We start from the raw sequence: 13761 nt of genomic DNA, 5'->3' as shown, positions 1-13761 counted from the left end.
ATGTCAACCTTCATCGGACAGCTCATCGGCTTCCTGGTCATCATCTGGATCCTCTGGCGGTACGTGGTGCCGCCGGTGCGACGGCTGATGGCCAACCAGCAGGAGACGGTGCGCACCCAACTGGACGAAAGCGCCAAGGCCGCCAAGCGATTGGCCGAGGCCGACAAGCATCACGCCCAGCGGGTCGACGAAGCCAAGGCCGAGGCCAAGCACATCATCGAAGAGGCTCGGGTCGATTCCGAGCGGATCGTCGAACAGCTTCGCGCGCAGGCCGACGTGGAGGTGGAGCGGATCAAAGTTCAAGGGGGACAGCAGGTTGCCCTGCTGCGCGCCCAATTGATCCGACAGTTGCGGCAAGACCTCGGCAGCGAATCGATTCGGCGCGCCGGTGAGCTGGTTCGCGCCCACGTCGCCGACCCGCAGGCCCGGTCGGCCACCATCGACAGGTTCCTCGACGAACTGGACTCGATGGCCCCGGCTGCATTCGCTCCCGAGATCGCCTCGGATCTGCGGTCGGCAAGCCGGGAGGCGCAGGCCGCGGTGATCGGCAAGTTCGACTCGTTGTCGTCGGGTCTGTCGCCCGAGGCGCTGTCTGCCTTGTCCGACGAGCTGGCCTCGGTGGCCGGGCTGCTGATTGGCGAGCCGATCCTGGCTCGGCATCTGGCGGAGGCTTCCGGCGAGACCGCGGCCAAGAAGGAGCTGCTCAACCGGCTCCTGACCGGCAAGGTTGGCGACACCACACTGGAGGTGCTCAACACTGCGGCCTCGGTGCGGTGGTCGCTGACCTCGGATCTCATCGACTCCATTGAGTACGTCGCCCGGCTGGCCCTGTTGGTCCGCGCCGAGCGCGAGAATCTGGCCGACGAGGTCGAGGAGCAGCTCTTCCGGTTCAACCGCATCCTCGATCAGCAGCCGAAATTGGCCGCGCTGCTCGGTGATTCCTCCGCGCCGGCCGACGGCCGGGTCGAGTTGCTGCACAACGTGTTGCGTGAGAACAGCGGGACCAACCCGATCACGGTGGCCCTGCTAGCGCAGACTGTCCGACTGCTGCGTGGTGACCGGGCCGACGAATCCGTGCTGCGCCTGGCGCAGCTTGCGGTTGCCCGCCGCGGCGAGATCGTCGCCCAGGTGAGTGCGGCTGCTGAACTCAGCGACGCCCAGCGCACCCGTCTGACCCAGGTGTTGACCCGCATCTACAACCACCCGGTTTCGGTGCAGTTGAACATCGACCCGTCGCTGCTGGGTGGCCTGTCGGTCGCCGTCGGCGACGAGGTGATCGACGCGACACTGTCCTCGCGGCTGGCTGCAGCCGAGACGAAGTTGCCGGACTAGCTGGCTGACCAGCCAAACGAACCTCTACAGACCCAAAGCAAAGGCAGGAAGACGAAAAGCCATGGCAGAGTTGACAATCTCGGCTGATGACATCCAGGGTGCCATCGCCGATTATGTCTCGAGTTTCGAGGCGGACAGCGGGCGCGAGGAGATCGGCACCGTCATCGACGCCGGCGACGGCATCGCCCACGTGGAGGGCCTGCCCTCGGTGATGACCCAGGAGCTGTTGGAGTTCCCAGGTGGTGTGCTCGGCGTCGCGCTCAACCTCGACGAGCACAGCGTCGGCGCGGTCATCCTGGGTGAGTTCGAGAAGATCGCCGAGGGCCAGCAGGTCAAGCGGACCGGCGAGGTGCTCTCGGTGCCGGTCGGTGACGCATTCCTGGGCCGCGTCATCAACCCGCTGGGCCAGCCGATCGACGGTCGCGGCGACATCGAGGCCGAAACACGCCGCGAACTCGAACTGCAGGCACCGTCGGTGGTGCAGCGCCAGGGCGTCGGCGAGCCGCTGCAGACCGGCATCAAGGCCATCGACGCTATGACCCCCATCGGTCGCGGCCAGCGCCAGCTGATCATCGGTGACCGCAAGACCGGCAAGACGGCGGTGTGTGTCGACACCATCCTCAACCAGCGGGAAGCCTGGGAGACCGGCGATCCCAACCAGCAGGTGCGCTGCGTCTACGTTGCGATCGGCCAGAAGGGCACCACGATCGCTTCGGTGAAGCGGGCCCTCGAAGAGGGCGGCGCGATGGAGTACACCACCATCGTGGCCGCACCCGCATCCGACGCTGCCGGCTTCAAATGGCTTGCGCCCTACACCGGTTCGGCTATCGGCCAGCACTGGATGTACAACGGTAAGCACGTCCTGATCGTGTTCGACGACCTGTCCAAGCAGGCCGACGCCTACCGTGCGATCTCGCTGCTGCTGCGCCGCCCGCCGGGTCGCGAGGCATTCCCCGGTGACGTCTTCTACCTGCACTCCCGTCTGCTCGAGCGGTGCGCCAAGCTGTCCGATGAACTCGGCGGCGGCTCGATGACGGGCCTGCCGATCATCGAGACCAAGGCCAACGACATCTCGGCGTTCATCCCGACCAACGTCATCTCGATCACCGACGGCCAGTGCTTCCTGGAGTCCGACCTGTTCAACCAGGGCGTTCGCCCGGCCGTGAACGTCGGTGTGTCGGTGTCGCGCGTCGGTGGTGCCGCCCAGATCAAGGCGATGAAAGAGGTGGCGGGTTCGCTGCGTCTGGACCTGTCGCAGTATCGCGAGCTGGAGGCCTTCGCGGCGTTCGCCTCGGACCTCGATGCCGCCTCGAAGGCTCAGCTGGACCGCGGCGTGCGTCTGGTCGAGCTGCTCAAACAGGCCCAGTACAGCCCGATGGCGGTCGAGGATCAGGTCGTCGCGATCTTCCTCGGCACCCAGGGTCACCTCGATTCGGTGCCCGTCGAAGACGTCGCGCGCTTCGAGTCCGAGTTCCTCGAGCATGTGAAGGCCAGCCACGGCGATCTGCTCACCGGCATCAAGGAGTCCAAGAAGCTCTCCGAGGAAGCCGAGGAGAAGCTGGTTTCGGTCATCAATGACTTCAAGAAGGGCTTCGCCGCCAGCGACGGCAGCTCGGTGGTTGTCGGCGACGAGAAGACCGAGGCACTGGACCCCGAGGACCTGGAGAAGGAATCCGTGAAGGTCCGTAAGCCGGCTCCGAAGAAGAACTAGGGAAGGCGATGGCAGCCACACTTCGCGAGCTCCGCGGTCGCATCAAATCCGCCTCGTCGATCAAGAAGATCACGAAGGCCCAGGAACTGATTGCCACGTCGCGGATCGCCAAGGCGCAGGCCCGGGTTGACGCAGCCCGGCCCTACGCCACCGAGATCACCAATATGCTCACCGAACTCGCGGGCGCCAGCGCGCTGGATCACCCGCTGCTTGTCGCGCGGGAGAACCCCAAGCGTGCCGGCGTGCTGGTGGTGTCGTCGGATCGCGGTCTGTGCGGCGGCTACAACGCCAACGTTCTGCGCCGGGCCGAGGAACTGTTCTCCTTGCTGCGGGAAGAGGGCAAGAGCCCGGTGCTCTATGTCGTCGGCCGGAAGGCGTTGGGGTACTACAACTTCCGCCAACGTACCGTCATCGAATCGTGGACCGGCTTCTCCGAGCGGCCCAGTTACGACAACGCGAAGGACATCGCGGACACCCTGGTGACCGCGTTCATGTCCGGTGCCGACGACAGCGGTGACGACCCGGGTGCCGACGGCATCCTGGGTGTTGACGAGTTGCACATCGTGTCGACGGAGTTCCGGTCGATGCTGTCGCAGACTGCCGCGGCACTGCGGATTGCACCGATGGTCGTCGAATATGTCGGCGAGTCGGAGACCGGCCCGCGCACGTTGTTCTCCTTCGAGCCCAACGCCGAGGAACTGTTCGACTCGCTGCTGCCGCGCTACATCGCAACGCGGGTGTACGCGGCGCTACTCGAGGCGGCGGCCTCCGAATCGGCTTCCCGTCGTCGCGCCATGAAGTCGGCGACCGACAATGCCGACGATCTGATCAAGGCGCTCACGCTGGCGGCGAACCGCGAGCGGCAGGCGCAGATCACCCAGGAAATCAGCGAAATCGTCGGTGGCGCCAACGCGCTGGCCGACGCGCGCTAGCGACTCAACTACATAGGCCCCGTTCAGGAAGCGAAGAGAAATATGACTGCTGCCGTAGAGACCAAGACCGCCGGGCGCGTGGTCCGTATCACCGGACCGGTGGTGGACGTCGAGTTCCCCCGTGGTTCGGTGCCCCGACTGTTCAACGCGTTGCACGCCGAGATCACCTTCGGCGCGCTGGCCAAGACCCTGACCCTCGAGGTCGCTCAGCACCTGGGTGACAACCTGGTCCGTTGCGTCTCGATGCAGCCGACCGATGGTCTGGTCCGCGGGGTGGAGGTGTCCGACACCGGCGCATCGATCTCGGTGCCGGTCGGTGACGGCGTCAAGGGCCACGTGTTCAACGCCCTGGGCGACTGCCTCGACGATCCCGGCTACGGCAAGGACTTCGAGCACTGGTCGATCCACCGCAAGCCGCCGGCCTTCGCCGACCTGGAGCCCCGCACCGAGATGCTGGAGACCGGCCTGAAGGTCGTTGACCTGCTGACCCCGTACGTGCGTGGCGGCAAGATCGCCCTGTTCGGCGGTGCCGGAGTGGGTAAGACGGTGCTCATCCAGGAGATGATCAACCGCATCGCCCGCAACTTCGGTGGTACCTCGGTGTTCGCCGGCGTGGGGGAGCGCACCCGCGAGGGCAACGACCTGTGGGTCGAGCTCGCCGACGCCAATGTGCTCAAGGACACCGCGCTCGTGTTCGGCCAGATGGACGAGCCGCCGGGCACCCGTATGCGGGTGGCCCTCTCGGCACTGACCATGGCCGAGTACTTCCGCGACGAGCAGGGCCAGGACGTGCTGCTGTTCATCGACAACATCTTCCGGTTCACCCAGGCCGGCTCCGAGGTGTCGACCCTGCTCGGTCGTATGCCGTCGGCCGTGGGTTACCAGCCGACGCTGGCCGACGAGATGGGTGAGCTGCAGGAACGCATCACCTCGACTCGTGGTCGCTCGATCACCTCGATGCAGGCCGTGTACGTGCCCGCCGACGACTACACCGACCCGGCGCCGGCGACCACGTTCGCGCACCTGGACGCCACCACCGAGCTCTCCCGTGCGGTGTTCTCCAAGGGCATCTTCCCGGCCGTGGACCCGCTGGCGTCCAGCTCGACGATCCTGCACCCGAGCGTGGTCGGCGACGAGCACTACCGGGTGGCACAGGAAGTCATCCGCATCCTGCAGCGCTACAAAGACCTTCAGGACATCATCGCCATCCTCGGTATCGATGAGCTCTCCGAAGAGGACAAGGTGCTGGTGTACCGGGCTCGCAAGATCGAGCGCTTCCTGAGCCAGAACATGATGGCGGCCGAGCAGTTCACCGGGCAGCCCGGTTCGACGGTGCCGCTTAAGGAGACCATCGAGGCCTTCGACAAGCTGGCCAAGGGTGAGTTCGACCACCTGCCCGAGCAGGCGTTCTTCCTGATCGGTGGCCTGGACGACCTGGCGAAGAAGGCCGAGAGCCTCGGCGCCAAGCTGTGATTGTCCGGACGACGATCCGAAAGGTGATGTGAGATGGCCGAATTGGACGTCGACATCGTCGCCGTCGAGCGCAAGATCTGGTCGGGAAAGGCGACATTCGTCTTCACCCGCACCACATCGGGCGAAATCGGCATTCTGCCTCGGCACATTCCGCTGGTTGCACAACTGGTGGACGACGCGATGGTGCGCGTCGAGCGGGAGGGTGAGGACGACCTGCGCATCGCTGTCGACGGAGGCTACCTGTCGGTGACCGAAGCCGGTGTGACCATTCTCGCCGAGTCCGCTGAGTTCGAATCGGAGATCAACGCGGACGCGGCCAAGGCTGATGCCGGCTCCGACGACCCGCAGACAGCCGCTCGCGGCCGGGCACGTCTGCGTGCCCTTGGCCAACTCGACTAGCCGTACGAGTGATGAGCGCGCCGATGATCTTCATGGTCGCGCTCGTCAGCGTGCTGTTACTGGCCGTCGCCGCGCTCAGCTATCGGCTGTGGAAGCTACGCCAAGGCGGCACGGCGGCGATCCTGCGTGACATCCCTGCGGTGGGCGGGCACGGCTGGCGGCACGGGGTCATCCGATACCGCGGCGACGAGGCCAGGTTCTACCGGTTGTCGAGTCTGCGGTGGTGGCCGGATCGGCGCCTGAGCCGGCGCGGACTGGAGATCATGTCGCGGCGCGCACCCCGCGGCGATGAGTTCGACATCATGACTGCAGAGATCGTGGTGATCGAACTGCACGACACCACCGCTGACCGGTGGCGGGGCTACGAGATGGCGCTCGACCGTGGGGCGTTGACCGCATTCCTGTCGTGGGTCGAGTCCCGACCCTCGCCGAGGGCTCGGCGCCGCACGGTCTGACCTATGTCGGCTCGGGCCCGCCGGCGTTCGCTCCGCCCGGCTGCCACAGGACGTCGCCGTCCGGGTTGGCCACCCGCGACAGGATGAACAGCAGGTCGGACAACCGGTTGAGGTAGCGGGCCGGGAGTGGACTGACCGTGTCGGGATAGGCCTTCACCGCGACCCAGGCTGCGCGCTCGGCGCGCCGCGTCACGGTTCGCGCCACGTGCAACAGCGCCGACAGGGCGGTACCGCCCGGCAGGATGAACGAATTCAGCGCCGGCAGGGTCTCGTTGTACTGGTCGCACCAAGCTTCGAGCCGCTCGATGTAGGGCGGGGTGATCCGCAACGGCTGGTACTCGGGATTTGCTACGACGGGGGTGGACAGATCCGCACCGGCGTCGAACAGGTCGTTCTGAATCTGCAGCAGCACCGCGCGCAACTCCCCGCCGGGCCCGCCGAGGGCCACGGCCACCCCAATGGCGGCGTTCGCCTCGTCGCAGTCGGCGTAGGCCACCAGCCGCGGATCGCTCTTCTCCACTCGTGAGAAATCACTCAATCCCGACGTCCCGTCATCACCGGTACGGGTATAGATGCGGGTCAGGTGCACTGCCATGAGTCAAACCGTACCGGCCGAGTGTGCGGGTACAGGGTCCCGGCTCCACTAAACTGGGGGCGTGGGCGAGCGTTTCGTGGTGACCGGCGGAAACCGGTTATCCGGCGAGGTAGCTGTGGGGGGCGCCAAGAACAGCGTCCTCAAGCTGATGGCCGCCAGTCTGCTGGCCGAGGGCACCACCACGATCACCAACTGCCCCGACATCCTCGACGTTCCGCTGATGGCCGAAGTGCTGCGCGGGCTGGGGGCCAACGTCGAGCTCGACGGTTCGGTCGTACGGATCACGTCGCCCGAGGAGCCCAAATACGAGGCCGATTTCGCTGCGGTTCGCCAGTTCCGCGCGTCGGTCTGTGTGCTCGGGCCGCTGGTGGGGCGGTGCAAGCGAGCCCGCGTAGCGCTGCCCGGCGGGGACGCGATCGGCTCCCGCCCGCTCGACATGCATCAGGCCGGGCTGCGCCAACTCGGCGCGGACTGCAACATCGAGCACGGTTGTGTCGTGGCCACCGCCGAGAAACTCCGTGGCGCGGAGATCCAGCTGGAGTTCCCGTCGGTAGGCGCCACTGAGAACATCCTGATGGCCGCGGTCGTTGCCGAGGGCGTCACCACGATCCACAATGCGGCGCGCGAGCCCGACGTCATCGACCTCTGCGAGATGCTCAATCAGATGGGCGCCCAGATCGAGGGTGCCGGGACATCCACGCTGACAATTACCGGTGTGCCCAAGATGTACCCCACCGAACATCGGGTGATTGGGGATCGGATCGTTGCCGCGACGTGGGGTATCGCCGCCGCGATGACCCGCGGCGACATTTCAGTCACCGGGGTCGACCCCGCGCATCTGCAACTGGTGTTGCACAAGCTGCACGATGCCGGTGCCACCGTCACCCAGCACGACAACGGCTTTCGAGTGGTGCAGTACGACCGGCCGAAGGCTGGCAACGTCGCGACGCTGCCGTTCCCGGGATTCCCGACGGACTTGCAACCGATGGCGATCGCATTGGCGTCCATCGCCGACGGGACGTCGATGATCACCGAGAACGTCTTCGAAGCACGGTTCCGGTTCGTCGAGGAGATGATCCGGCTGGGGGCTGACGCCAGGACCGACGGCCATCATGCGGTGGTGCGGGGGATCCCGCAGCTGTCCAGCGCTCCGGTGTGGTGCTCGGACATCCGTGCCGGCGCCGGCTTGGTGCTGGCCGGGCTCGTCGCCGACGGCGAGACCGAAGTCCACGACGTGTTCCATATCGACCGGGGTTACCCGCTTTTCGTGGAGAATCTGGTCCGACTTGGAGCTGAGATCGAACGGGTGTAATGTAAGCGTCCGGCCGATCGCACCGGACCCGGAGACGGGTCGGAAGCGGTGAGTCGAATTCGAGAAATCTTGACGTCAATCAGCCGGTTTGCTGCGCGCCCGAAGTCGGGGCGTGGGGGGAGCGGGTTGACACGGAGAGAGTCTTGAAGTAAGTTAGCAGGGTTGCCTGCTGGCGGGCGTCAATTAGCCAGACACTTTTGAACCGGAAACGGAACGAGGGTGGCGAGTTGACACCGGCAGCTTGGTGAAGTAAGCTGGCAGGGTTGCCTAAACGGCGGAAGCCTGCCGGGTGTGTTGTTTGAGAACTCAATAGTGTGTTTGGTGGTTTTTGTTTGTTGTTTTTGGCCGCTCATGTGGGGGACTTCCCGTCTTCCTGTTGTGTGGGTGGTTGTTTTTTTGATGCCAGTTTTTGGTGTCTTTTTGTTAGGTCAGATTTTTCTGATTCGGATTCTGCCTCGTTTGGTCGAGGGGTTTTTGTTTGGAGAGTTTGATTCTGGCTCAGGACGAACGCTGGCGGCGTGCTTAACACATGCAAGTCGAACGGTAAGGCCTTTCGGGGTACACGAGTGGCGAACGGGTGAGTAACACGTGGGTGATCTGCCCTGCACTTTGGGATAAGCCTGGGAAACTGGGTCTAATACCGGATACACCCTGCTGGTCGCATGGCCTGGTGGGGGAAAGCTTTTGCGGTGTGGGATGGGCCCGCGGCCTATCAGCTTGTTGGTGGGGTGATGGCCTACCAAGGCGACGACGGGTAGCCGGCCTGAGAGGGTGTCCGGCCACACTGGGACTGAGATACGGCCCAGACTCCTACGGGAGGCAGCAGTGGGGAATATTGCACAATGGGCGCAAGCCTGATGCAGCGACGCCGCGTGAGGGATGACGGCCTTCGGGTTGTAAACCTCTTTCAGTAGGGACGAAGCGCAAGTGACGGTACCTATAGAAGAAGGACCGGCCAACTACGTGCCAGCAGCCGCGGTAATACGTAGGGTCCGAGCGTTGTCCGGAATTACTGGGCGTAAAGAGCTCGTAGGTGGTTTGTCGCGTTGTTCGTGAAAACTCACAGCTCAACTGTGGGCGTGCGGGCGATACGGGCAGACTGGAGTACTGCAGGGGAGACTGGAATTCCTGGTGTAGCGGTGGAATGCGCAGATATCAGGAGGAACACCGGTGGCGAAGGCGGGTCTCTGGGCAGTAACTGACGCTGAGGAGCGAAAGCGTGGGGAGCGAACAGGATTAGATACCCTGGTAGTCCACGCCGTAAACGGTGGGTACTAGGTGTGGGTTTCCTTCCTTGGGATCCGTGCCGTAGCTAACGCATTAAGTACCCCGCCTGGGGAGTACGGCCGCAAGGCTAAAACTCAAAGAAATTGACGGGGGCCCGCACAAGCGGCGGAGCATGTGGATTAATTCGATGCAACGCGAAGAACCTTACCTGGGTTTGACATGCACAGGACGCCGGCAGAGATGTCGGTTCCCTTGTGGCCTGTGTGCAGGTGGTGCATGGCTGTCGTCAGCTCGTGTCGTGAGATGTTGGGTTAAGTCCCGCAACGAGCGCAACCCTTGTCTCATGTTGCCAGCACGTAATGGTGGGGACTCGTGAGAGACTGCCGGGGTCAACTCGGAGGAAGGTGGGGATGACGTCAAGTCATCATGCCCCTTATGTCCAGGGCTTCACACATGCTACAATGGCCGGTACAAAGGGCTGCGATGCCGTGAGGTGGAGCGAATCCTTGTAAAGCCGGTCTCAGTTCGGATCGGGGTCTGCAACTCGACCCCGTGAAGTCGGAGTCGCTAGTAATCGCAGATCAGCAACGCTGCGGTGAATACGTTCCCGGGCCTTGTACACACCGCCCGTCACGTCATGAAAGTCGGTAACACCCGAAGCCGGTGGCCTAACCCCTTGTGGGAGGGAGCCGTCGAAGGTGGGATCGGCGATTGGGACGAAGTCGTAACAAGGTAGCCGTACCGGAAGGTGCGGCTGGATCACCTCCTTTCTAAGGAGCACCACGAGTATCAGGCCCGCCCACATCGTGTGGGGGTTCGGTGATCTGGTCGATTCGTTGGATGGGCCTGGCCTGTAGTGGGTTTCAGGTTCTGGTGCACGACAAACGAAACAAACATTCTGTGTCTTTGCTGCTTTGGTGGTGGGGGTGTGGGGTGGCTGCTGAACACACTATTGGGCTTTGAGACAACAGGCCCGTGCCCGGGGTTTCGGGTGGTGTCACCGTTGGGTGGTATCGGCGTGTTGTTGCCCTGCTTTGGTGGTGGGGTGTGGTGTTTGATTTGTGGATAGTGGTTGCGAGCATCTAGCACGCAGGTGATCAGTGCCTCCTTTTGGGGGGTGGTGGTTGGTTGTGTGTTGATGTGCAATTTCTTTTTTCGAATTGGTTTTTTGTGTTGTAAGTGTTTAAGGGCGCATGGTGGATGCCTTGGCATTGGGAGCCGATGAAGGACGTAGGAGGCTGCGATAAGCCTCGGGGAGCTGTCAACCGAGCGTTGATCCGAGGATGTCCGAATGGGGAAACCCGGCACGAGTGATGTCGTGTCACCCGCATCTGAATATATAGGGTGCGGGGGGGAACGCGGGGAAGTGAAACATCTCAGTACCCGTAGGAAGAGAAAACAAGTAAGTGATTCCGTTAGTAGTGGCGAGCGAACGCGGAGGATGGCTAAACCGTATGCATGTGATACCCGGCAGGGGTTGTGTGTGCGGTGTTGTGGGGCCTGTCTTCTCAGATCTGCCGGTCTGGGCAGCAGTCAGAAAAGAATGTGTTAATCGAAGTGGCCTGGGATGGTCTGCCGTAGTGGGTGAGAGCCCCGTAGGTGAAAACATGTTCTCTGCTGTGATGGGTTCCCGAGTAGCAGCGGGCCCGTGAAATCTGCTGTGAATCTGCCGGGACCACCCGGTAAGCCTGAATACTTCCCAATGACCGATAGCGGATTAGTACCGTGAGGGAATGGTGAAAAGTACCCCGGGAGGGGAGTGAAATAGTACCTGAAACCGTGTGCCTACAATCCGTCAGAGCCCTCCTTCGTGGTGGGGTGATGGCGTGCCTTTTGAAGAATGAGCCTGCGAGTCAGGGACATGTCGCGAGGTTAACCCGGGTGGGGTAGCCGTAGCGAAAGCGAGTCTGAATAGGGCGTATCCACACAAGAGTGTGTGGTGTAGTGGTGTGTTCTGGACCCGAAGCGGAGTGATCTACCCATGGCCAGGGTGAAGCGCGGGTAAGACCGCGTGGAGGCCCGAACCCACTTAGGTTGAAGACTGAGGGGATGAGTTGTGGGTAGGGGTGAAAGGCCAATCAAACTCCGTGATAGCTGGTTCTCCCCGAAATGCATTTAGGTGCAGCGTTGCGTGTTTCTCACCGGAGGTAGAGCTACTGGATGGCCGATGGGCCCCACAGGGTTACTGACGTCAGCCAAACTCCGAATGCCGGTGAGTCTAAGAGCGCAGCAGTGAGACGGCGGGGGATAAGCTCCGTGCGTCGAGAGGGAAACAGCCCAGATCGCCGGCTAAGGCCCCTAAGCGTGTGCTAAGTGGAAAAGGATGTGCAGTCGCAGAGACAACCAGGAGGTTGGCTTAGAAGCAGCCACCCTTGAAAGAGTGCGTAATAGCTCACTGGTCAAGTGATTGTGCGCCGATAATGTAGCGGGGCTCAAGCACACCGCCGAAGCCGCGGCAACGACCTTGTGTCGTTGGGTAGGGGAGCGTCCTGCATCCGGTGAAGCCGCAGAGTGATCTAGTGGTGGAGGGTGTGGGAGTGAGAATGCAGGCATGAGTAGCGATAAGGCAAGTGAGAACCTTGCCCGCCGAAAGACCAAGGGTTCCTGGGGCAGGCCAGTCCGCCCAGGGTGAGTCGGGACCTAAGGCGAGGCCGACAGGCGTAGTCGATGGACAACGGGTTGATATTCCCGTACCCGTGTGTGAGCGCCCATGATGAATCAGGGGTACTAACCGCCCAAAATGTGCGTTACCGATCACCTTCGGGTGTGAGGAGTGCACACGCTGCGCGGGACCTTCTCTGGTAGTAGTCAAGCGATGGGGTGACGCAGGTAGGTAGCCGTACCAGTCAGTGGTAATACTGGGGCAAACCCGTAGGGAGAGCGATAGGTAAATCCGTCGTTCACATATCCTGAGAGGTGATGCATAGCCGAGTGAGGCGAATTCGGTGATCCTCTGCTGCCAAGAAAAGCCTCTAGCGAGCACACACACGGCCCGTACCCCAAACCAACACAGGTGGTCAGGTAGAGAATACCAAGGCGTACGAGTGAACTATGGTTAAGGAACTCGGCAAAATACCCCCGTAACTTCGGGAGAAGGGGGACCTCCTACTGTCATGGCACTAGCTGCCGGCAGCGGTGGGGGGTGGCACAAACCAGTGAGAAGCGACTGTTTACTAAAAACACAGGTCCGTGCGAAGTCGCAAGACGATGTATACGGACTGACGCCTGCCCGGTGCTGGAAGGTTAAGAGGACCGGTTAACCCGTAAGGGTGAAGCTGAGAATTTAAGCCCCAGTAAACGGCGGTGGTAACTATAACCATCCTAAGGTAGCGAAATTCCTTGTCGGGTAAGTTCCGACCTGCACGAATGGCGTAACGACTTCTCAACTGTCTCAACCATAGACTCGGCGAAATTGCACTACGAGTAAAGATGCTCGTTACGCGCGGCAGGACGAAAAGACCCCGGGACCTTCACTATAGCTTGGTATTGGCGTTCGATACGGTTTGTGTAGGATAGGTGGGAGACTGTGAAACTCACACGCCAGTGTGGGTGGAGTCATTGTTGAAATACCACTCTGATCGTATTGGACTTCTAACTTCGAACCGTATATCCGGTTCAGGGACAGTGCCTGGTGGGTAGTTTAACTGGGGCGGTTGCCTCCTAAAATGTAACGGAGGCGCCCAAAGGTTCCCTCAACCTGGACGGCAATCAGGTGTTGAGTGCAAGTGCACAAGGGAGCTTGACTGCGAGACCTACACGTCAAGCAGGGACGAAAGTCGGGACTAGTGATCCGGCACCCCCGAGTGGAAGGGGTGTCGCTCAACGGATAAAAGGTACCCCGGGGATAACAGGCTGATCTTCCCCAAGAGTCCATATCGACGGGATGGTTTGGCACCTCGATGTCGGCTCGTCGCATCCTGGGGCTGGAGCAGGTCCCAAGGGTTGGGCTGTTCGCCCATTAAAGCGGCACGCGAGCTGGGTTTAGAACGTCGTGAGACAGTTCGGTCTCTATCCGCCGCGCGCGTCAGAAGCTTGAGGAAACCTGTCCCTAGTACGAGAGGACCGGGACGGACGAACCTCTGGTCCACCAGTTGTCCCACCAGGGGCACCGCTGGATAGCCACGTTCGGACAGGATAACCGCTGAAAGCATCTAAGCGGGAAACCTTCTCCAAGACCAGGCTTCTCACCCTTTTAGAGGGATAAGGCCCCCCGCAGACCACGGGATCGATAGACCAGACCTACAAGCACCGCAAGGTGTGCAGGGAACTGGCACTAACCGGCCGAAAACTTACAACAACCAAAACAAAACACCATTGATTCGGTT

At 62.1% G+C, this 13761-nt stretch carries 8 protein-coding genes and 2 rRNA genes; 9 read left to right on the top strand and 1 reads right to left on the bottom strand.

Annotated features, from left to right (window positions below; all coding sequences use genetic code 11):
- The 6 genes from ADBZ9K_RS09210 to ADBZ9K_RS09185 all read left to right on the top strand — a co-directional run bounded on the left by ADBZ9K_RS09210 (position 1) and on the right by ADBZ9K_RS09185 (position 6302).
- Complete coding sequence (locus ADBZ9K_RS09210) at positions 1 to 1332, top strand: F0F1 ATP synthase subunit B/delta (RefSeq protein ID WP_526619768.1); 1332 nt, start codon at positions 1 to 3, stop codon at positions 1330 to 1332.
- A 61-nt stretch (positions 1333 to 1393) separates the two neighbouring features.
- Complete coding sequence (atpA, locus tag ADBZ9K_RS09205; protein ID WP_526619767.1) at positions 1394 to 3043, top strand: F0F1 ATP synthase subunit alpha; 1650 nt, start codon at positions 1394 to 1396, stop codon at positions 3041 to 3043.
- Positions 3044 to 3051: 8 nt separating this feature from the next.
- Positions 3052 to 3975 carry a F0F1 ATP synthase subunit gamma gene (locus ADBZ9K_RS09200; RefSeq protein WP_526619766.1) on the top strand — a complete coding sequence of 308 codons (924 nt, stop codon included), beginning with the start codon at positions 3052 to 3054 and terminating at the stop codon, positions 3973 to 3975.
- A 42-nt stretch (positions 3976 to 4017) separates the two neighbouring features.
- Complete coding sequence (gene atpD, locus ADBZ9K_RS09195; RefSeq protein ID WP_526619765.1) at positions 4018 to 5448, top strand: F0F1 ATP synthase subunit beta; 1431 nt, start codon at positions 4018 to 4020, stop codon at positions 5446 to 5448.
- Between the two features lie 33 nt (positions 5449 to 5481).
- Positions 5482 to 5847: a F0F1 ATP synthase subunit epsilon gene (locus ADBZ9K_RS09190; RefSeq protein WP_526619764.1), complete on the top strand. Its 366-nt coding sequence runs from the start codon at positions 5482 to 5484 to the stop codon at positions 5845 to 5847.
- Positions 5848 to 5858: 11 nt separating this feature from the next.
- A complete protein-coding gene (locus ADBZ9K_RS09185; protein ID WP_526619763.1) occupies positions 5859 to 6302 on the top strand; it encodes a DUF2550 family protein in 444 nt (147 codons plus the stop codon).
- Between the two features lies 1 nt (position 6303).
- Here ADBZ9K_RS09185 and ADBZ9K_RS09180 read toward each other — a convergent pair whose 3' ends face one another.
- Complete coding sequence (locus ADBZ9K_RS09180; RefSeq protein ID WP_526619762.1) at positions 6304 to 6897, bottom strand: cob(I)yrinic acid a,c-diamide adenosyltransferase; 594 nt, start codon at positions 6895 to 6897, stop codon at positions 6304 to 6306.
- 61 nt (positions 6898 to 6958) lie between these two features.
- Here ADBZ9K_RS09180 and murA point away from each other — a divergent pair, with 61 nt between their 5' ends.
- The 3 genes from murA to ADBZ9K_RS09165 all read left to right on the top strand — a co-directional run bounded on the left by murA (position 6959) and on the right by ADBZ9K_RS09165 (position 13733).
- Positions 6959 to 8209 carry a UDP-N-acetylglucosamine 1-carboxyvinyltransferase gene (gene murA / locus ADBZ9K_RS09175; RefSeq protein ID WP_526619761.1) on the top strand — a complete coding sequence of 417 codons (1251 nt, stop codon included), beginning with the start codon at positions 6959 to 6961 and terminating at the stop codon, positions 8207 to 8209.
- Positions 8210 to 8684: 475 nt separating this feature from the next.
- Positions 8685 to 10206: ribosomal RNA gene (locus ADBZ9K_RS09170) — 16S ribosomal RNA — on the top strand.
- A 403-nt stretch (positions 10207 to 10609) separates the two neighbouring features.
- A 23S ribosomal RNA gene (locus ADBZ9K_RS09165) occupies positions 10610 to 13733 on the top strand.
- The 16S and 23S rRNA genes sit together here, the layout of an rRNA operon.
- Positions 13734 to 13761 lie beyond the last annotated feature (28 nt).

Origin of the sequence: Mycobacterium sp. (assembly GCF_965229265.1) — a bacterium.
Classification (GTDB): Bacteria; Actinomycetota; Actinomycetes; order Mycobacteriales; family Mycobacteriaceae; genus Mycobacterium.
This window is presented reverse-complemented; position numbering and strand designations above follow the sequence as displayed.